Origin of the sequence: Geomicrobium sp. JSM 1781026 (genome assembly GCF_041949955.1) — a bacterium.
Taxonomy (GTDB): Bacteria; Bacillota; Bacilli; order Bacillales; family Marinococcaceae; genus Geomicrobium_A.
In genome coordinates, this window is the sequence record NZ_JBHFQF010000016.1 from 38758 (window position 1) to 58098 (window position 19341).

General features: G+C 43.8%; 19 protein-coding genes and 1 pseudogene. 12 read left to right on the forward strand and 8 right to left on the reverse strand.

What is annotated here, in order from left to right; translation table 11 throughout:
- The first annotated feature begins 161 nt into the window (after positions 1-161).
- Positions 162-1241, forward strand: a complete 1080-nt coding sequence (locus ACE1TF_RS19445; protein WP_375019220.1) for a nitric oxide synthase oxygenase — start codon at positions 162-164, stop codon at positions 1239-1241.
- A gap of 9 nt (positions 1242-1250) precedes the next feature.
- Here ACE1TF_RS19445 and murB read toward each other — a convergent pair whose 3' ends face one another.
- Positions 1251-2159: a UDP-N-acetylmuramate dehydrogenase gene (murB, locus tag ACE1TF_RS19450; protein WP_375019222.1), complete on the reverse strand. Its 909-nt coding sequence runs from the start codon at positions 2157-2159 to the stop codon at positions 1251-1253.
- Positions 2160-2422: 263 nt separating this feature from the next.
- Here murB and ACE1TF_RS19455 point away from each other — a divergent pair, with 263 nt between their 5' ends.
- Positions 2423-3532: an NAD(P)/FAD-dependent oxidoreductase gene (locus ACE1TF_RS19455; protein WP_375019224.1), complete on the forward strand. Its 1110-nt coding sequence runs from the start codon at positions 2423-2425 to the stop codon at positions 3530-3532.
- A gap of 7 nt (positions 3533-3539) precedes the next feature.
- On the opposite strand, the gene ACE1TF_RS19460 is transcribed toward ACE1TF_RS19455, so the two are convergent.
- Positions 3540-3665, reverse strand: a complete 126-nt coding sequence (locus tag ACE1TF_RS19460; RefSeq protein WP_255357843.1) for a hypothetical protein — start codon at positions 3663-3665, stop codon at positions 3540-3542.
- Between the two features lie 111 nt (positions 3666-3776).
- Here ACE1TF_RS19460 and ACE1TF_RS19465 point away from each other — a divergent pair, with 111 nt between their 5' ends.
- Positions 3777-3962: a hypothetical protein gene (locus ACE1TF_RS19465; RefSeq protein WP_042423030.1), complete on the forward strand. Its 186-nt coding sequence runs from the start codon at positions 3777-3779 to the stop codon at positions 3960-3962.
- A 149-nt stretch (positions 3963-4111) separates the two neighbouring features.
- On the opposite strand, the gene ACE1TF_RS19470 is transcribed toward ACE1TF_RS19465, so the two are convergent.
- The 3 genes and pseudogenes from ACE1TF_RS19470 to ACE1TF_RS19480 form a co-directional block, all read right to left on the reverse strand.
- Positions 4112-4414: an FIMAH domain-containing protein gene (locus tag ACE1TF_RS19470; protein WP_375019246.1), complete on the reverse strand. Its 303-nt coding sequence runs from the start codon at positions 4412-4414 to the stop codon at positions 4112-4114.
- A pseudogene (locus tag ACE1TF_RS19475) lies at positions 4394-6172 on the reverse strand (Xaa-Pro dipeptidyl-peptidase); the annotation flags it as partial. The pseudogene ACE1TF_RS19475 and the gene ACE1TF_RS19470, both read right to left, overlap by 21 nt.
- Before the next feature lie 727 nt (positions 6173-6899).
- On the reverse strand, positions 6900-7583 hold the full coding sequence (locus tag ACE1TF_RS19480; RefSeq protein ID WP_042398289.1) for a universal stress protein: 684 nt from the start codon (positions 7581-7583) through the stop codon (positions 6900-6902).
- 681 nt (positions 7584-8264) lie between these two features.
- Here ACE1TF_RS19480 and ACE1TF_RS19485 point away from each other — a divergent pair.
- The 9 genes from ACE1TF_RS19485 (at position 8265) to ACE1TF_RS19525 (ending at position 16671) form a co-directional block, all read left to right on the forward strand.
- Positions 8265-10679, forward strand: a complete 2415-nt coding sequence (locus ACE1TF_RS19485; protein ID WP_375019227.1) for a Na+/H+ antiporter subunit A — start codon at positions 8265-8267, stop codon at positions 10677-10679.
- Positions 10666-11088, forward strand: coding sequence for a Na(+)/H(+) antiporter subunit B (locus tag ACE1TF_RS19490; RefSeq protein ID WP_042423033.1), 423 nt, complete (start codon positions 10666-10668; stop codon positions 11086-11088). Before ACE1TF_RS19485 ends, ACE1TF_RS19490 begins: the two co-directional genes overlap by 14 nt.
- 2 nt (positions 11089-11090) lie before the next feature.
- Positions 11091-11429, forward strand: coding sequence for a Na(+)/H(+) antiporter subunit C (locus ACE1TF_RS19495; RefSeq protein WP_042398291.1), 339 nt, complete (start codon positions 11091-11093; stop codon positions 11427-11429).
- Entirely contained in the window at positions 11422-12906 is a 1485-nt protein-coding gene (locus ACE1TF_RS19500; protein ID WP_375019230.1) for a Na+/H+ antiporter subunit D, read from the forward strand. Before ACE1TF_RS19495 ends, ACE1TF_RS19500 begins: the two co-directional genes overlap by 8 nt.
- 13 nt (positions 12907-12919) lie before the next feature.
- Positions 12920-13402, forward strand: a complete 483-nt coding sequence (locus ACE1TF_RS19505) for a Na+/H+ antiporter subunit E (protein ID WP_375019232.1) — start codon at positions 12920-12922, stop codon at positions 13400-13402.
- Positions 13395-13676, forward strand: a complete 282-nt coding sequence (locus ACE1TF_RS19510; protein WP_042398294.1) for a Na(+)/H(+) antiporter subunit F1 — start codon at positions 13395-13397, stop codon at positions 13674-13676. Before ACE1TF_RS19505 ends, ACE1TF_RS19510 begins: the two co-directional genes overlap by 8 nt.
- A complete protein-coding gene (locus ACE1TF_RS19515; RefSeq protein ID WP_042398297.1) occupies positions 13657-14055 on the forward strand; it encodes a Na+/H+ antiporter subunit G in 399 nt (132 codons plus the stop codon). Before ACE1TF_RS19510 ends, ACE1TF_RS19515 begins: the two co-directional genes overlap by 20 nt.
- A gap of 152 nt (positions 14056-14207) precedes the next feature.
- Positions 14208-16121, forward strand: a complete 1914-nt coding sequence (locus tag ACE1TF_RS19520; RefSeq protein WP_375019234.1) for a 5'-nucleotidase C-terminal domain-containing protein — start codon at positions 14208-14210, stop codon at positions 16119-16121.
- 91 nt (positions 16122-16212) lie between these two features.
- On the forward strand, positions 16213-16671 hold the full coding sequence (locus tag ACE1TF_RS19525; protein ID WP_375019236.1) for an NUDIX hydrolase: 459 nt from the start codon (positions 16213-16215) through the stop codon (positions 16669-16671).
- A 59-nt stretch (positions 16672-16730) separates the two neighbouring features.
- Here the strand turns inward: ACE1TF_RS19525 and ACE1TF_RS19530 are convergent, their stop codons facing one another.
- Genes ACE1TF_RS19530 through ACE1TF_RS19540 form a run of 3 tightly spaced genes read right to left on the reverse strand, consistent with a single transcriptional unit; the run spans position 16731 to position 18756 of the window.
- Positions 16731-17336: an alpha/beta hydrolase gene (locus tag ACE1TF_RS19530; RefSeq protein ID WP_375019238.1), complete on the reverse strand. Its 606-nt coding sequence runs from the start codon at positions 17334-17336 to the stop codon at positions 16731-16733.
- Between the two features lie 6 nt (positions 17337-17342).
- A complete protein-coding gene (locus ACE1TF_RS19535) occupies positions 17343-18317 on the reverse strand; it encodes a ring-cleaving dioxygenase (protein ID WP_375019240.1) in 975 nt (324 codons plus the stop codon).
- Between the two features lies 1 nt (position 18318).
- Positions 18319-18756, reverse strand: coding sequence for a MarR family winged helix-turn-helix transcriptional regulator (locus ACE1TF_RS19540; RefSeq protein WP_375019242.1), 438 nt, complete (start codon positions 18754-18756; stop codon positions 18319-18321).
- Positions 18757-19341: the final 585 nt, after the last annotated feature.

Consider the following 19341-nt stretch of genomic DNA (forward strand, 5'->3'; position numbering starts at 1 on the left):
CTCATATATATTGTAAGCGAAGTTGATCTCGCTGTTAAGTCGAAAAAGCACTCCTATTGATTATACGACAAGATAACATAAAGGTTTCAAAATTTCTCATGGATCTTAGATGATTGACGAAAGATACGTGTATGACATGAAAAAGAGGTGCCAAAACGGTCATGAATGTACAACAAGATGCCCACGAGTTTCTAATGGGCTATTATCAAGAAACAAATCAACAAGACATTTGTCATAGCAGGTGGAACGATGTCCAATTAGAGATTGAACGTACAGGCACGTACGTTCAGACGACAGAAGAACTGACGTACGGTGCACGAGTTGCATGGCGCAATAGCAACCGCTGTATTGGGCGGTTGTTTTGGAATAGCCTGGAGGTCGTGGACGCTCGACACGTTGAATCGGCCGAAGACATTTTCTTGTATTTAGAGAACCATATTGTTAAGGCAACGAATAACGGCCGAATTCGCTCGCTAATTACAGTGTTCCCAGCAGCTGGCAGTAACAATGAATGTCGAATATGGAACCATCAGCTCATACGTTACGCCGGTTATGAACGTGATGGAGGGATTATTGGCGATGCCGCCTCCATTCCTTTTACACAGGTATGTGAACAGTTAGGGTGGCAAGGGAAAGGCACAGAATATGATGTGTTACCATTCGTCGTTCAATTTGGCGATGCGGAGCCTCAACTAAAAGAAGTACCCGAAGAAATCGTGCGAGAGGTAGCCATTACGCATCCGAAAGACGAGCGATTCGACGACTTGCACTTACAATGGTATGCCGTGCCAATTATTTCTGATATGAGTCTTTCAATCGGTGGCGTAACGTATCCTGCCTCACCGTTTAACGGTTGGTATATGGGGACCGAGGTTGGCGCGAGAAATTTGGCGGATGAATTTCGATATCATAAACTTCCAGAAGTGGCCGATGCGCTAAATATCCCAAGAGGTCACCCGTCAACGTTATGGAAAGACGAAGCCCTCGTTGAATTAAATCGAGCAGTACTACATTCCTATCAAGAAAACGGTGTGACGATTGTTGATCACCATACGGCAGCCAAACAATTTGAGTACTTTCAGCAATTAGAAAAAGACGCGGGAAGGGAAGTAACAGGAGATTGGACTTGGCTGATTCCTCCCATGTCTCCGGCGACAACTGCCATTTTTCATCAAGAAATAGACAATAAGCTAAAGTTGCCCAACTACTTGTACCAGCGGGCACCGTACAAAGAAGACTGAGCCCTAGGCTCAGTCTTCTCCAATAATTTTCACTTCGGTATGCAAGTCGACATTGAATTTCGTGCTCACCGTTTTTTGGATGTGCTGAATGAGCGAAACATAATCTGTAGCGGTAGCATTTCCACGGTTCACAATAAAACCGGCATGTTTCTCAGAAACCTCGGCGTCTCCGATTCGTGTTTGTTGAAGTCCGCTGTCTTGAATGAGTTTTCCTGCGAAATGGTTTGGAGGACGCTTAAATACACTGCCGCAAGAAGGATACTCAAGTGGCTGTTTGAGTTCGCGCAAATGCGTAAGCTCATCCATCTTCGCTCGAATTGCTGTCACATCGCCAACCTCTAGTTCAAAAACAGCTTCTAACACAATGTAATGCTTTTTCGAGATCACACTGCTCCGATAGGAAAGCTCAAGTTCCTCGTTCGTAAGTGTAATAATAACGCCTTCAAGCGTTAGCAGTTTGGCGTGCTTCAATACGTTAGACACTTCGCCTCCGTAAGCGCCTGCGTTCATCACGAGTGCTCCGCCGACAGAGCCAGGAATTCCACAAGCAAACTCCAACCCTGTTAAGTGCTCGCTTAAAGCTCGTTGTGACACATCAATAATCGGCGCACCACTTTGGGCCATGAGCAAATTTCCATCTTGTTCAATTGCATCCAAATGGAGAAAGTGTAGAACAATTCCCCGAATTCCACCGTCCCGAACGATGAGATTGGAACCATTTCCGAGCATCGTCAGTGGAATGTTTTCATTGTGTGCGAGTGCAGCTACATGCTGAGCTTCTTCGTACGTTGCAGGAAGAACAAGGTAATCTGCGATTCCGCCTGTGCGTGTATGTGTATAATGTTTAAGCGGTTCATTTATAAGAATTTTATCTTCAGGTATCGTTTTCGTTAGTGCATCATAAATCCAATCAGTCATGTCATTCACCCTTTTTGTTCAATCCAGCGTGAAAATACAACGCTCTGTCTTTGTTGTTGAGCGTTAGCCTATCTTTCATCATATCAAGGCTTTTATGTTTTTAAAAGAGAAAACTCATTCTGTTATACAGTGTATGACGTGGATTGAGAAGCTGTGAAATCAAGTAAGCGCTTTCGACATTAGTGTTGACACGAATTGTATTTTTCAACCCGGATTGATCGTGTAGAATATAAAATAAAAAATAAGCAAAATGGAGGACATGTATGAGGACCATTATTGTTGGCGGTGGCATTGCAGGAAGCAGTGTCGCTTACCATTTAGCAGCACAAGGTGAGAACGTAACGGTCATTGATGCAAATCACGAAGGAAGGGCAACAGATGCGGGGGCAGGCATTATCTGTCCATGGATTACGAAGCGTAACAAAAACACAATGGCATATCAGTTATCAACATATGGTGCGAGCTACTACAAAAAATTGCAGCAATCATTAGAAGCTACAGGCTTTTCGGAGACGAGCTATCGACAAGTGGGGTCACTTGGTGTATTTACTGAGGAACAGGCAGTGGATGACGCCGTGATGAAATTAAAAGAAGAGCGGCGAACATCACCTGAAATTGGTGAAGTAAATAAAATATCCAACGAAGAGGCGAGACGCTTGTTTCCACCGTTATCAGACGCGCTTCATGCGCTACATATTACCGGTGGAGCACGGGTTGATGGAAAGAAGTTGCAACTTGCTCTTCAAAAAGCAGCGGTGCATCATGGTGCAACATGGATAAATGGTCAAGCATCAATCGTCATCGAAGGTGACGAAGTGACGGGTATTAAGCTCGAAAGCGGTGAACAGATTGAAGCCGAGCGATTCGTTCTTGCTACCGGCGCTTGGGAAAATGAACTAAATATGCCCGTTCAACCACGCCACGCGATTCGCGCGCAACGAGGGCAAATTGTACATTTACGGCCGAACGGAATGGATACGAGTGAGTGGCCGATCGTACAACCAGAATCGAGTTATTATATGCTCACATTTGATGATGAGCGGCTCGTCGTCGGAGCGACGAGAGAAGACGATACAGGCTTTGATTACCGATTAACCGCAGGCGGACTACATGAAGTGCTCAGTGAAGCGAAACGCGTCATACCAGGTGCTTACGAATATGAGTTACTAGAGACGAGAATAGGGTTTCGACCTATACCTGCCGATAACAAGCCTTTAATCGGTCCAATGCGCGCCTATGACAATGTCTATCACTGCAATGGATTTGGGGCAACAGGTCTCACGATGGCACCAGGAGCTGGGAAATTACTTGCCGACCTTATACTCGGTATCGAGCTTGAATTGGATTTGCGTCATTTCTACCCTGAGACTTAAAACAGGTTTATTTTTTTCCACTGGCGTGGTCAGCTAAGCCGTGTTTTACCGCGAGGCGTATTGTCCAATACAGTAGATAAAATCCAATAATAGAGAATACGATGAGTGTGAGTAAATTTGAAATATGGAACATAGGAAACCCTCCTTTAGGTGGTAGCATATCGCAATGATAACAGAATTTACAGTTTGCGTGTCGCTAGTGAAGGGTACGTATACGTATACCTTCTAAGGAGAGTGATGATGAATGGATTTTAAGTACGAGCTGATGAAGTTTACGCGAGAGGGCAATGAACTCAAGCACGCATGGGAGAAGCTTTCAGACAATGAGCGACACATCATTCTGAAAGAGTATCCTTTTGAGCAGTCTGTGGAAGAATTGCTCAACGGCATCAATGAGTGGAACGAGTCATTGGATAAAAAAGCGACGTAAACGAAACAGCTGATAAGCAGATCGCTCTCCCCCCAGAAGTTTCCGTTCGTTGTGAACTTTTGGTGTGTTTTGCTTAGAAAAGTACTATAATCCGATAAAAAGCCGACCTAAAGAAATTTCTTTAGGTCGGCTTTCGTTAATTCAATTTTTCAGTTCCAATATTCAACCAGTTCTTGTCCTTGTATACGCAATGTGTCGTAGGCTTGTTCAGAGATCAAATCGTTTTCAAGGTGGTGAGTGAGTAGATGTTGAAACCCATCCATGTGACGTACAATCTTTTCACTGCTTTGTTGACTTTCATAACGACTAATTGCGATTAAATGTAATTGCAAAGCACGAACGGTTTCTTCGTTTTCAAAAGCACCCTCGTCAGCAAATTGCTGAATGTGTGATTGTAAGCTATCTGAAGAGATGGTCCAAGAATTTTCATCTCCGACAAGGGGCAGCGTGATGTTGCTGGCGCCAGGTATGACGGTTAATCCTGTACCTGCAAGGGGACGAAGTGTATACTCATGATCGCTCGCTATAATGATGACTCCAATTTGATGCCCGGCTTCAAATACGTGATCTTTCGGTTCCATTTCCCATTCAAATGTGTACGTTACTCCGGGAACAATGGCCTCGGATTGTTGTACAGAGTTGCGGTTTTGAGGGTCCATCCAACCTCGTGAGATAATTTCAGCATTGGAGCCACTGTAATTAACGAGCAGTGCGGTGAGGTTCGCAACCGGTTGGTCAATACTTGCTTCTAGACTTATTTTTGGTGTTCCGCTTAAACGTACATCTTCACTAAGTGCAGGAGATAGATAAGATAAGCGATGGGGATTGCTCAACTGAGGATCTTTGACAAGTTGATTCGCCCGGATCGCTGGGTTATCCGTGAACATTTCATTCACCGCGTCAGCATTTGCGTCAACACGCAACGTCCCTCCATCACCTTCATTTAGAGAATTAAAGTGAAGCGTCTTTTCTTCCATCTCGACGGCTGGCCAATCCGCTTCTTGATTCCAACTACCGTCTTCACGTTGAACGTCTACTAGCGGTTCATCCACAATGCCATTCTCAATTCCATATAACCAGTAGTCAAACCACCTGTGCTCAGTTTCTTGCCAAATAGAACTAGGAGCACCGCTATGTCCGCCTTGGTGAAGCCACATCTTCCGAGTGACATCATGTTCTTTCAGTGCTTCCCACCACTGCGCAAACTGTGTTGTTTTCACATTCCAATCTGCAAGACCATGAACAACAAAGACACTCGCTTGAATTTGGTCAGCGTCTTTCACGTAGTCACGTTCAGCCCAGAACTCGTTATAATCGCCAGACGCCCGGTCTTGTCCTTCAAATAAAGAAGAAATCATCCCATCACAAACTTCTCGGTTGTCGCGGGTGAGCACTCCTTCAGCAAGGTTGTCTGTATCTTCTCCTTGAAACCCTCCAGGTGCGACAACGGCGCCGTTTGCTCGGAAGTAATCATACCAGCTGCTAATGGCAACGACGGGAATGATTGTTTTTAGTCCTTCTACACCGGTTGTAGCCACTCCGTTCGGGAGGGTACCGTTATACGATGCACCGGTCATACCGACATTGCCCGTTGACCAATCGGCACCGACTTCCTCACCCTCTTCATTAAAAGCTCTCGCTTCACCGTTTAGCCAATCAATAACGGCTTTTGTACCTAAGATTTCATTCATGTCACCGGTCGTTGGACACCCTGTAGAAAGACCGGTTCCGATACTCTCTCCTAAGATGACCCCATACCCTCGGGGGACATAGTAGTTTCCTAGCCTGCCAAAGTTTTGGGTAGCTGCTTCATTTGCAAAAGGCACACCGGCAAGTGCTTCAACTGGAGTGAGATCAACGTCAACATCGTGGAAGTTAATCGGATTAATTCCAGAACGGTATGGACTCATTTCGTAAATGACTGGAATTTCTACATCTGGAGCAGTATTCGGACGCATTACTTGAATTGATACACGATCTAATTCACCGTCACCATCGGTATCAACTTCGGTTTCCACGTAGAGGTGCTCAATAATCACATCATCTGTAGAATAAATCGGGGCTGTCTTTTCGTTTTCTAGTTCAATTTTGGCTGAGTCCACAGTTTCTGGAATTGTCCCATTAAGGGGCAACGTCTGTTTCGTTTGTCCTTCGGCTGGTAGAATAGATGCACTGGCGATGAACGTCGTGATAAATAAGAGAGAGTTGATGTTGAATTTCAATGTGCAGTCCTCCTTTTTAGTGTTTAATAAATGATTAAATATTTTGAATTATATAAAGCGGGTACATGCAAAAGCCTTTATGTAATCATACAGCGGACAATTAGATGATCAATAGGTCTATACCACTTATTGAGAGTAGGAGGGGGTAAATGAGTTTCAGCATGAGTGAGTTGAAACAAGGCGTAGGTGTGAGTATTTGGCAATTGAAAAGCTAGATATTCAGTAAGAAAAGTCGTAGGGTGACGATGGAGGAAGGAAAAGAAATTGCTTCTATATAAGTTGAACTAAAGAACTTCCTCAAGAACCAATGGGAAGCTTGGTAAAGTGGAAGCTGTGCTCGAGTTACGACTGAACGGTTCTCAAGCTGAGGAAAATCACAGGAAAAGTGGTATATTCTCCTAAACTCGGTAACAGATTACCGGGTCACGTGTACATTCCCGGCCTGATGTACCCACAAGACGTCGGTGCAGTTCGCGCCGAACCGAGTCAGATTTGGCTTCAGCCCTGCTGGGGCCGACAGGGTGCTCCCTTATGAGTGAGCATTGAATGTGCGCTCTAGTTGGAACAAACTTGCGCGCAAAATGGCACCTAGCACCGCACTCCCCTCCAACCCACCACCTAACAGCGCAAATCAGGAATATCTTACGTTCATTCTATATACGTACGTATGAATTTACGCTAAAACATAAAACGCAGAGCCGAATCGCTCTGCGTTTTATGTTTTAGGTTCATTTAGGAACTTCTCAGATGGTTTCACGTTATCATCAGTGACGTGAACTTCAATCATTTTATTATCTTTCATAAACTTAAATACGCCGTTGTTAAAATCGGTACCGACTTCTTTAAAGAAGATGCCTTCATAAGCACAAGCCATCGTGTGGTTAAAGCTTAGTTGGTAGCCGTTACCAGATGTATCTTTAACGAGATACGCACGAACACCTTTTTCGAAGTGCTCTTCTGTATAGTTTTTCAAGCCCCGTGTAACAGCAATGATGTGAAGGTCAACGAAAGGTAGCTCTTTTAATAAGACATTAATGAGCGATCCTTTTGTAATTTCCTCCCATCGGCTTTTAGCGGTTTGCCCGATTAGCACTTGCGTAATATCTTTTTGTTTGGCGACTTCTGAAATTACCTTTGCAGCAGGCCGCTTTTCATTGTCTTTAATAATAAATTCTGTGGCATCGACTTCTTTAGATAATTCTTTCCAATAATCAAGATATTGGCTCTTTTCATGGTCAAGCTCATCTACAGGAGCCGCGTCAACTGTGAGAATGTAAAGCGGACATTGTAGTTTCGATGCAATTCTAGCCCCTCTTCGAATCAATCGTTCGCCGTTAGGGCCATGGTAAACACACACAAGCAGGCTTTCTTCCATCTTCGCTTGAATTTGTTGTTCCATAAGTTCTTCACCTCTATACGAAATGGGGGGCTTTCAAAGGCCGCACCATGAATTCATGCAACTAATAGCTTACTCCTGTTTGTTTTATGCTGTCAATTGTAGTTTCGTTCTTTTTTATATTTTTTTATTTGACCGGTGTAAACCAAGGATAAAAACATGAGTGTACATAAAGTTTGGCATGAGTGAATGGGAATTATACATTCGAACATAAATGTTACAATTCATCAACAACCTTTTAAATAGGATGCTTCTGTCGTGCATTGAATATCAATCTGTTATATACTCAGTGAAGAATTGAATAGAACAGCAAGCCTTTTGTGCACTTCTTGAAGCGTATCTTTTGCATCGAAAAGTACTGTATGAGTATAATATGATCGTAAAAGAAAGCAGTATGAGGAACGATACTCCGGTATCGCTCTTTTAATGAGACAGATGAATTACCCTGTTGTCCCGAACACTCATGTGAGAAAATTCAGTCTTTTTACGAGCGTAAACTCCCCATGTTTCACACCCCGTTTGATGAACCGTTCTTCGGTTCGATTTCCAACTTGTACAATGAACAATAAAGCATATTCGGTCAGCGAGCGGAAGCTTCGTAATAACTATACACACAATCGGGGAAGTTATAATGACTGTGTATGATGACCTGATTCGATATAAGCAAGAGGAGGCCATAATCTATTGTCCTGGGTACATATAATGATCGTTTTACCACTATTGTTTGCTGTATTCATTCCGTTTTTATATAAGGCATTCCCGAAGATACATACAGGCTGGTTTGTATTGGCGGTACCTGTCGTTATCTTTGGCTATTTAGCCAGTTTTCTACCGATGGTAGCAAGTGGGCAAACGGCAATGTTGGAAGTGCCGTGGATCCCTTATTTTGATATTAACTTTGATGTTTACGTTGATGGTCTTGGATTAATTTTCGCATTAATTATTTCTGGAATTGGTGCTCTTGTCGTCGTTTATTCGATCTTTTACTTATCGAAAGCGAGAGAAGCGCTTCATAATTTCTATGTGTATTTAATGATGTTCATGGGTGCGATGCTCGGTGTCGTACTTTCAGATAACATGATTGTGTTGTATTTGTTCTGGGAGTTAACAAGCGTTTCGTCATTCTTACTTATTGCCTATTGGTACCAGCGTAAGCAATCCCGTTTTGGTGCACAAAAGGCGATGCTCATTACAGTGTTTGGTGGCTTCTCGATGCTTGCAGCGATATTAATGCTGCATAACATTGGGGGTACATTTAGCATTCAAGAACTCATCGCACAAGGCGATGTGGTAATGCAACATGAGTTGTTTATACCAGCAATGCTGTTACTGCTCTTAGGTGCATTTACGAAGTCCGCACAATTTCCGTTTCACATCTGGTTACCAGATGCGATGGAAGCGCCGACGCCAATTAGTGCTTACTTGCACTCGGCTACGATGGTGAAAGCAGGCATTTATCTTGTTGCTCGTTACACACCGATTTTCGGTGGTACACCTGAATGGTTCTGGATTGTGACAGGTGTCGGGCTATTCACCTTATTCTGGGGTTCAATTAATGCTGTGAAGCAAAGAGATTTAAAAGCATTGCTTGCGTTTTCGACGATTAGTCAATTAGGGCTTATTATGTCTCTTCTTGGAATGGGTTCTGCAGCGTTGTACTTCGGTTCGGGAGATGACGCAGCTCAAATTCATCTCATCGCGATTTTAGCAGCCGTATTCCACCTCATTAACCACTCCACCTTTAAGGGAAGCTTGTTCATGGTTGTCGGGATTGTTGACCATGAAACAGGAACGCGTGATATGCGAAAACTTGGCGGCTTAATGTCGATTATGCCGGTGTCGTTTACGCTCGCACTGATCGGAAGTTTAGCGATGGCTGGTTTGCCACCATTTAACGGGTTCTTAAGTAAAGAAATGTTCTTTACTGGAACATTAAATGCTGCTCAACTAGACATCTTTAACGTTGGAACGTATGGGGTAATGATACCGATTGTCGCATGGATTGCGAGTATCTTTACATTCGTGTACAGCATTGTCCTTGTCGCTAAGACGTTTTTCGGAAAGTACCAGCCAGAACGACTTGAAAAAGAAGCGCATGAAGCGCCTCTCGGCATGTTAATTCCTCCGTCAATTCTTGGGTTCTTTGTGATTGCGATCTTTTTCTTCCCGAATGTGTTGTACGATTACGTGCTTCATCCAATGGTCAATTCAATTGCACCTTCAATTGGCCCGTCACTTGATTATACGATTGAAGCATGGCATGGGTGGGACGCGATTGAACTGTGGATGACAGTAGCGGTCGTAGCCTTAGGTCTTATCCTGTTCTCAACGCTTAAGAAATGGATGTGGATGTACAACAATATCCCGCAAAGCATGCACCTGAACAACTGGTTCAGTGGGGGTATTCGACGTATGGAGCGCGTGTCTCATAAGATTATTGATTTCCATATGACTGGATACATTCGCGATTATCTCGTCTACATCTTGATTACGTTCTTAATTATCGTTGGTGGAAGTTTCTTTTTGACAAACAGTTTCTCGATGCAATCAGATATTGGGGAAGTGAACTTGTTTGAATATGCGCTTGCATTTGGTCTTATCGGTGCTGCAGCGCTCGTCGTGATTACACGTTCAAGGCTAACAGCCGTTGTATCAGTAGGCGTGCTAGGGTACGTAATCGCGTTATTCTTTATTATATTACGTGCACCCGATTTGGCGCTTACACAGTTAGCAATTGAGACCGTGTCTGTGGCGTTATACTTGCTTTGTTTCTATCATCTACCGAAACTTCGATCTCGAGAAGAAGAGCAAGGAGAGAAGTTCCAGCCGTTTAACTTTATCGTGGCGTTAGCAACAGGAACACTCATTACACTCATTATGCTAAGTGTGAATGATCATCGATTGTTCGAATCCATCTCGTGGTATTACGAAGATGCTTACGAACTCGCGGGTGCCGCGAACATGGTGAACGCTATCCTTGCAGATTTCCGAGCATTTGATACGTATCTAGAGATTTTCGTATTAGCGATCGCCGCGCTTGGTGTGTTTGCGCTCATACGATTACGCTTGAATAGGAGGGGTCGCGATGAAAGCCAATGATGTGATATTGCAGACGGTCACGAAAGTCGTATCGTTTATCATCTTGTCATTTGCAGCCTATTTGTTTTTTGCCGGTCATCACGATCCAGGTGGTGGGTTTATTGGCGGTCTTGTGACCGCCTCAGCCCTCGTCTTGCTATTTTTAGCTTTTGACATTCGTACGATAAGTAACGGCATCCCGATTAACTATAGACTGTTAGTCGGTATCGGACTGGCTGTTTCAACCGTTACTGCGGTAGGGTCGATCGTATTAGGATTCCCGTTTTTGAGCCATACATTTGAGTATGTTGATTTCCCGCTATTCGGTGAGATTGAATTAGCGACCTCCGTCCTATTTGAATTAGGCGTTGTGCTGACGGTAGTTGGGGGAACTCTGACAATCATTCTAAGTATTAGTGAGGATGTTTAATTATGGAAATACTTGTATCCATTCTAGTCGGCATTCTCTTTACTGCAGGTCTTTATTTGGTCATGGCAAGAAGCTTACTAAGAATTGTTTTAGGTACAGCAATTATTGGTCATGGCGCATTGCTGTTAATGTTAACAACACCTGGGCTGCAGCAAGGAGAACCGCCAATCACAGGTGGGGACGCCGTCAGTTTTAGTGACCCGCTACCTCAGGCACTAATACTCACCGCAATCGTCATTAATTTTGCGACGATGGGTTTCTTCCTCGTTCTTGCATACCGGTCATATAAAGAACTTGGCACGGACGATATGGATAAATTAAGGGGTACTGAAGATGACTAACATCATAATCTTATTATTAATCATTCCTCTTATAACCGGTCTGGTTTTAATCTTCTTTAGAAAACATTTACGATTGCAGCGATGGACCAGTCTGATCAGTCTTATTATTAACGGGATTGTCGCCGTTGTTGTCATACAACACGTTCATAATCAAGGCACACAAACGTTAAACCTCGGTGGTTGGGAACCGCCATTTGGAATTGTCATTGTGGCTGATATGTTGGCGATGTTGCTCGTGTTAGCGACGATTATCGTGGCCATCACTTGTTTATTGTACGCGTTTAAAACCATTGGGGAAGAGAGGGAACGCTTTTACTTTTATACGTTCTTTCATTTTATGCTCGTCGGTGTTATGGGATCATTCTTAACCGGCGACCTGTTCAACTTGTTCGTATTCTTCGAAGTGATGCTCCTATCTTCTTATGTGTTGATCTCTCTAGGGGGAGGGAAAAGGCAGCTTCGAGAATCGATTAAATATGTACTCGTTAACATCGTGTCTTCAATGTTCTTCCTTGTAGCCATCGGTTACTTATACGGCATTACCGGAACGTTGAACTTTGCACATATGTCAATGCGGATTGCAGAGGCCGGACAAGATGGTCTCATTACAACGGTGGCAATCTTCTTAATGCTCGTCTTTGCACTTAAGGCAGCATTGCTCATGTACTTCTGGTTACCTGGACCTTACGGAGCACCACCGATGGCAATTTCGGCACTGTTTGCCGCGTTGTTAACGAAAGTAGGAATCTATGCGATCTTCAGGATGTTTTCCCTTGTGTTTTATCATCAAGAGGGAATGACACATCAGATTCTCGCGTGGCTCGGAATTATTACAATGATTCTCGGTGCAATAGGTGCCGTTGCACATTGGAGCTTACGAAAGATTCTCGCGTATAACGTCGTTGTTGCGGTTGGTTTTATGGTCGCTGGTTTTGCCATCTTTACAACAACATCTATGGCAGGATCTGTTTTCTATATTGTGCATGACATGCTCGTTAAAGCGCTGCTCTTTATTCTCGGTGGAATCATGATTGGATTGACGGGAACAGACAAGTTAAGAGAAATGAGCGGGATGATTCGAAATCACGCTGCGTTAGGGTGGATGTTCTTTATTGCCGCGCTTGCACTTGCTGGAGTTCCACCGCTCAGTGGTTTTATGGGCAAACTGTTAGTATTGCATGAGGCTATAGGTGAAGGTTTTTATGTCATTGCGGCCGTCGGTTTGATTACGAGTTTGATGGTTCTCTACTCTGTCGTGAAGATATTCATTAACGGCTTCTGGGGTGAAAACCAACTAAGTGTTGAAGATGAGAAGATGTCAACAAAAGGAGCGCTTTTGCCTTGTGCGATTTTGACCGTCTTAGTTATTGGTATGGGTGTAGGTGCAGAGTTTGTCAGCCCATATATTATGCAAGCAGCAGAAGTGATGAGCAATCCTTCACTATATATTGATGCAGTGATGCAGATTACGGAGTAAAAGAGGTGAGAGAATGCCGATTCAGTTATTAGTTAACATTTTTATTGCTGTTCTATGGATGTTTTTGCAAAATGATTGGAGCATCAGCGCGTTTACGTTAGGGTATATTCTCGGCCTCTTGTTAATCTTCCTCATGCGAAGGTTTTTCAACGCTCCTTTCTATCTGAAACGTGTCGGTGCACTAGTGTCCTTGTTAATCTTATTTGTACGAGAGTTGATCTCTTCGAGCATTCTCATTACAAAACAGATTATGAGTCCGAAACTAACAATTAAACCAGGGATATTCACGATGGAAACATCACTGGAGACAGATTTTGAAATTACGCTTTTAGCATTGCTATTAATGCTCACACCGGGCTCTGTTGTCGTTGAGCTTTCTGAAGATGGTAAGACATTCTACATGCATGCAATGGACATTCCGGATTCAAGTGACATGGTACTGCGCTCAAAAGATCAATTTGAAAAAGCGATTAAGGGGGTAACAAGAGATGTTTGATGTTGTACTTCTCATTTCGCTATTGCTTCTTACCCTTTCTATACTCGTTGGGTTGTACCGAGTCATTAAAGGTCCATCAATGCCAGACCGCGTCTATGCTCTGGACTTAATCGGGATTAATATGATCGCTTTGATTGCCGTCTTTTCCATTTATATGAGGTCGACCGCTTATCTCGAAGCGGTTCTCTTACTAGGGATCTTAGCATTTATTGGTACAGTCGCCTTTGCCAAATACATTGAGAGAGGTGTCGCCATTGAACGTAACGACGATTGAAGTGATTGTTAGTGTGTTGGTATTGTTCGGTGTCATCCTCGCCTTGATTAGTGCATTTGGTCTCATACGATTGCCAGACGTCTATACGAGGTCCCACGCTGCGACCAAAAGTGCTACGCTCGGCGTACTCGTCACGTTGACAGGTGCCTTTATGTTTTTCGGTCTTGAAGAAGGATTCTTTAGCATTCGTCTCGTGCTTGGAATTGTATTCGTCTTCTTGACTGCACCTGTTGCAGGTCATCTTGTGTGCCGAGCAGCTTATCGAAGTGGTGTCCCACTAGATAAGAGGACGGTTCAAGACGATCTAGAGCCAATTCTCGGGACGCAAGAAGAGCGACAAGCTGAGAACAAAGAACGACATCGTCGTCCGCATTCATAAACACGAAGACCTGCGCCTTAGACGAAAGGTGCAGGTCTTTGTTATTGATTTGTAAACAATTCCTTCTTTTGTGTAAAAGTTCCTTCTCGTGTCTTGTCGATATATGAGATTTTGCTACGATAGAAGTAATCTTATGGGAGGTGGGAGAACGAATGAAAAAGAATATTGTAGCCTTCGGTCTAGGGGCTTCATTGCTTTGTCTACCCGCAGTGACAGATGCAGCAGATGTTTCTCGAGGGGAATTCTTGAAGAGTATGATGACGAGTTTAGATGTTGAGGTTCATCATTATGATACAGAGTCTCTTCCGTTTGAAGATGTGAATGATGAGTATAAACCTTATGTAGCGGCTGCTTTAGAGCTAGGAATCACAACCGGGAGAACGGAAACAACATTTGGGACAGATGACCCCGTTACCCGAGCACATGCGTCATTATTTCTCACACGAGCGATGAATTTGCAAACAGATAATTTAGATGCAATTGAACGACTTACTGACATTGATGAGAACAGTTGGGGTGTTGAGGCAATAGCGGCGACCGCAGCGTATGGCATTATGACGGGATATTCAGACGGCTCCATACGACCGGCACAAACGATTTATCCTCACCAAGTCGAGTCCATTCTAAATCGGGTTGACGAGCGGTTTGATCGTTATTCGATTGTCCATACGAATGATATACACGGACGTGTCGTAGAGGAGCTTGACGAAGATGTGATGGGTTTACCACGTGTTCACACGATCTACAATCACATTAAAGAGACGAGTGAAGATACGCTCCTCTTAGATGCAGGAGACACGTTCCACGGGACGAATAATGTCCATTTCACCGAAGGACAAGCAATGGTTGATCTGATGAATCACATTGGTTTTGATGCGATGGCTGCAGGCAACCATGAGTTTAACTACGGATATGAGCGGTTAGTTGAATTAAGTGAGCAAGCGAATTTTGACGTGTTAGCAAGCAACGTCATTGTTGAGGAAACGGGCGATCCACTGCTTGAGCGAAACACGATCCTAGAGCTAGGGGATAAAACAGTAGGTGTTATCGGGATTGTGACAGAAGATACACCGATTCGAACGCACCCGAGTAATGTTGAAGGTTTAGCATTTTATGATGATGTTGAAATTGCCCAACGTGAAGTTGAAGCCATGCAAGATGATGTGGACCACGTCATACTACTTACACACTCCGGTCACGCTGTTGAACAAACGATGGCTGAAGAGATTGAAGGCGTAGACCTAGTCATTGGTGGCCATAGTCACACAGCGGTAGAACGCCCGTTTTATGAATCGGGAACGTTCGTCGCCCAAGCACATGAGCATACGAAAGCCGTAGGCGTTGTGAATATGTTTTATTACGAGGATGAGTTAGCGTCAATGAACGGTCAGCTCATCCGTGATGACGGCACTCGGTTCGAAAACCATCCTGACACAGAAGAAAAAGTTCGAGGTGTCGTCTCTGAAGTCGAGGAAGCGCTCGGTGAAGTCGTTGGGGAGTCGAGTGAGCGTCTCATTGGTGACCGTGAAGTTGTCCGCTCGAGTGAATCCAATCTTGGTAACTTAATAACGGATGCGATGCGTGAGCGCACAGGTGCTGACATTGCTTTTATGAACGGTGGAGGAATTCGTGACAGCATTGATGCAGGCGAAGTGACGATGCATGACGTTGTGAATGCTTTCCCATTTATTAATCTCGTTGAAGCCCAAAAGATGACAGGCGATGTCGTTGTTCAGGCACTTGAAGAATCTGTCAGCTTATATCCTGAGAGCAATGGTGGCTTCTTACATGTCTCAGGAATGAGTTTTACGTATGACCCGAATGCAGAACCTTACAACCGCGTACAAGACGTAATGATCGGTGATGAACCATTGGACACCGAAGCCGAGTATGTCGTCGGTACGAATGATTTTCTAGCAGCTGGAGGCGACGGTTATTCTATGTTTAGCGATCAAGAAATCGTTTTGTCCACAGGAGAGCTGTTAAGTGAAATCTTAATTGACTACTTTCAGTCTGGTGCAACAATTCCAAGCGTTGAAGATCGCATCACACAAGTAGAATCATAAACGTACAACCTAGTCACCACACCAAAATCTATTGAGGTTTTGGTGTGGCTTTTCAGTACATATGTGGTTCGTACGATAAGGGGGGAATGTGTTGTCGCGTTGGCATCGGCATCTAGGGATCTATGGGGTTTGCCACGATCACAATGAACTACTCGTCATTCACAAAACTAAAGGTCCTTATAAAGGCATGTTTGATTTGCCAGGTGGGTCTATAAATGAGTGCGAAACGTTGAGGCAAGCGTTGAAAAGGGAATTTCTTGAAGAAACAGGTCAAAAGATTTTGATCAATCATCAGATTGGCACATTTGATTTTTTAATTAATTATCGTTATAAACAGACAGACGTGACGCATCATATTGCCATTTTCGTCGATGTCTCAATTGAACATTGGACTCAGTCTGAAATAGAAGCTCAGCTTCAAGATCAAGCGGTGATGACAAATGATTCGGGTGGCGTTGAATGGATCGCGTTAGAGGAGATCACTGAGCTGAACTGTTCACCGCTCGTAAGAAAAGCTGCTGGATACATCTTAGATAGAGACGTGCAATGATAACAATTATAAAAGGGATGCCTCTGTATTGAAGAGGCATCCCAATGCATGGATGTGTATTAGAAATTCTTTTTGAACCATGTAGAAGCTTCGTTTACTTCAGTTTGAGTTAATTGGTGACCGCCTGGTTCCCAATGAAGGTGTACATCAGCATCTGCACCTTTGAGCAAGTTTGTTAGTTCTTCCGTTTCTTCAGGTCGACAAATTGGATCTTGTTCTCCAGCACCAATAAAGATTGGAGTGTTCGCTAAGTTTGGAAGATCAATGCCACGCCTTGGGACCATCGGGTGATGAAGCACTGCCCCTTTAAGTGAGTGTTCAAAATGGAAAAGCAAGCTAGCGGCAATGTTTGCCCCGTTAGAATATCCAACAGCAACGATGTTGTTGCGATCAAATCCGTACTGTTCTGCACTTTGGTCGAGAAATTCTGCTAACTCTTTCGTGCGAAAAATCAAGTCCTCTTCATCAAAAACACCTTCTCTTAAGCGACGGAAGAAACGTGGCATGCCATTTTCAGAAACGTTTCCTCTTACACTGAGTACAGAAGATCCAGGTGAAATTAATTGACTGAGCGGAAGTAAGTCTTGCTCATCTCCACCCGTCCCGTGCAAAAGTAGCAGAACAGGTTTTTGGCTGTCAGTACCTTTTTGAAAAATGTGTTTCATAATTTTTCACTCCTTATGCCAAGTTGTATTCAATGGCAGTAGTTTGGCTTCGATTTGTGTTCGTTTATTCTCCAGAAATGGAGGTAATGAAAGGGATTCACCCAATTGATGTTCCGCTTCGTCTATCAGAAACCCAGGTTCATCGGTGGCAAGTTCAAACAAAATGCCATTTGGGTCTCTTACATACAATGATTGAAAGTAATAGCGGTCAACAAAACCAGAATTAGGGATACCTAACTCATTCACGTAGTCGACCCAGCTTTGGAGCTCTTCGCGGTTTTGCACACGAAAAGCAACGTGGTGAACACCACCTCGACCGGGACGTTGGAAATGAAGTGCCGGGTCACGTATGACGTGTACCTCGTCGGTCGTCTGTTCGCTAGACATAGAGAGTCGATACAATGTTTTCTTTTCTTCTACTGTTTCTTCGTGTACGACATGCATGCCAAATACCGTTGTGAGTAACTTTAAGGTTGGCTTTTCATTTCGCACACTAATCTCAATAGGGCCCAACCTGTGAATCGCATTTGATTCAGGGACGGGAGAATGTTCCCAAGGTGATCCGTTCGGCGACGCGTTGTCCGGATCATCCGAGACGATTCGCAATCGTTGGCCTTCGAAGTCTTGAAAAGGGAGGACGAGCTTTCCGGCCCAGCGACTGATTTCTCCGTGTTCAATGTTTTTGTCGAGGAAGCGTTCTTTCCAATATTGCAACGCCTGTTCATTGGCCACTCGAAAGGACGTACTTGAAATGCTACCTGACCCGTGTTTGTTCACTTCAGCATCTGGCATTTCAAAGAACGTAATCTTCGTTCCTGGAGCTCCAGTTTGATCACCATAAAACAAATGATATACGCCTAGGTCGTCTTGATTAACAGATTTTTTCACGAGTCGTAAGCCTAGAATTTTCGTGTAAAAGTCATAATTTGCGCTTGCATGGGCTGTGATGGCGGACACGTGATGAATGCCACGTAAGTGCAAGTTAATTCTCTCCTTGTTTATGAAGTATATTGAGCAGTCGAAGCAGTTCTTTTTGATCAGCCGTATCGAGCTCACCAAATTGGTCAATTTGAAACTGTTCTTGCTGCGGAACCACTTCTTCGTAGAAGGTGGTCCCTTCCTCTGTTAAAGACAAGTATTTGGTTTTCCAATCTTGCTGCCTCATAATCAGGCCACGTTCTTCCATCTTTTTAACGAGGTGTGTAATGTTCCCTTTTGTAACGAGTAGCTTTTCTGCTAAATGCTGCTGAGTTACGGGCTGATGGGCGCCTACTTGTACGAGTAGATCAAATTGCGCGGTCGTTAACTGCCACTGTTCAAGGTGTTTATTGGAGGCTTTAATGCTTTGATTGTAGAAACGAGCCAACCTAAACCATAATAATATGGCAAGTCGGCGGTCATGTGTCGATGTGTGGTCCATAGAATGACCTCCTTATTTATCAGTATAAAGATAAACTGATAAAACCACAAACGATATGCTTGGGAAACGATGAAACATTTGGTACTCATTGAGGGAAATTGGGCAAAAGGCGGAAAATGGGTCTTATTTTAGTGACAAAACGATTGCGCTGTAATAAAAAGAGTTGCACGGAATGCACTCATTGAGAAGGATCACGTGTAAAAAGATGTGTCCATCGGTGGGCAAAGTACGCCCCCGTGTTTTCTATGCAGTCCAGACTACAAGTGCAACATCGGTGGCCAAAAGACAGCCCCCGTGTTTTCTATGTACTCCAGAGCACAAGTGTAACACGGTTCACGTTTCTGCCTTTTGGCAACGGTGTGCTGAAAGAAGTCCAAATGCCCCATAAATTCATTTAAGTGACATTTGAGAAAGAAAAATGAAGATTTTAAACGTGAATGCGCACATAAACAGTGTCAATTGGACTTCAGTCAAGAAAGTAGACACTAAAAATTGAGCGCCCAAGTATAAAAGCCTACCGCACTGCGTTTGGTCCATCCTGCGTGGAGGACGTTGAAAATCACAACATCATCCACGCAGGATTTT

Coding starts and splice junctions, on each gene's coding strand:
- ACE1TF_RS19505 (WP_375019232.1), top strand. CDS start 12,920: ATGCCGATTCAGTTATTAGTTAACATTTTTATTGCTGTTCTATGGATG.
- ACE1TF_RS19480 (WP_042398289.1), bottom strand. CDS start 7,583: ATGGAACAACAAATTCAAGCGAAGATGGAAGAAAGCCTGCTTGTGTGT.
- ACE1TF_RS19500 (WP_375019230.1), top strand. CDS start 11,422: ATGACTAACATCATAATCTTATTATTAATCATTCCTCTTATAACCGGT.
- ACE1TF_RS19530 (WP_375019238.1), bottom strand. CDS start 17,336: ATGAAACACATTTTTCAAAAAGGTACTGACAGCCAAAAACCTGTTCTG.
- ACE1TF_RS19455 (WP_375019224.1), top strand. CDS start 2,423: ATGAGGACCATTATTGTTGGCGGTGGCATTGCAGGAAGCAGTGTCGCT.
- murB (WP_375019222.1), bottom strand. CDS start 2,159: ATGACTGATTGGATTTATGATGCACTAACGAAAACGATACCTGAAGAT.
- ACE1TF_RS19510 (WP_042398294.1), top strand. CDS start 13,395: ATGTTTGATGTTGTACTTCTCATTTCGCTATTGCTTCTTACCCTTTCT.
- ACE1TF_RS19465 (WP_042423030.1), top strand. CDS start 3,777: ATGGATTTTAAGTACGAGCTGATGAAGTTTACGCGAGAGGGCAATGAA.
- ACE1TF_RS19445 (WP_375019220.1), top strand. CDS start 162: ATGAATGTACAACAAGATGCCCACGAGTTTCTAATGGGCTATTATCAA.
- ACE1TF_RS19520 (WP_375019234.1), top strand. CDS start 14,208: ATGAAAAAGAATATTGTAGCCTTCGGTCTAGGGGCTTCATTGCTTTGT.
- ACE1TF_RS19495 (WP_042398291.1), top strand. CDS start 11,091: ATGGAAATACTTGTATCCATTCTAGTCGGCATTCTCTTTACTGCAGGT.
- ACE1TF_RS19460 (WP_255357843.1), bottom strand. CDS start 3,665: ATGTTCCATATTTCAAATTTACTCACACTCATCGTATTCTCTATTATT.
- ACE1TF_RS19540 (WP_375019242.1), bottom strand. CDS start 18,756: ATGGACCACACATCGACACATGACCGCCGACTTGCCATATTATTATGG.
- ACE1TF_RS19490 (WP_042423033.1), top strand. CDS start 10,666: ATGAAAGCCAATGATGTGATATTGCAGACGGTCACGAAAGTCGTATCG.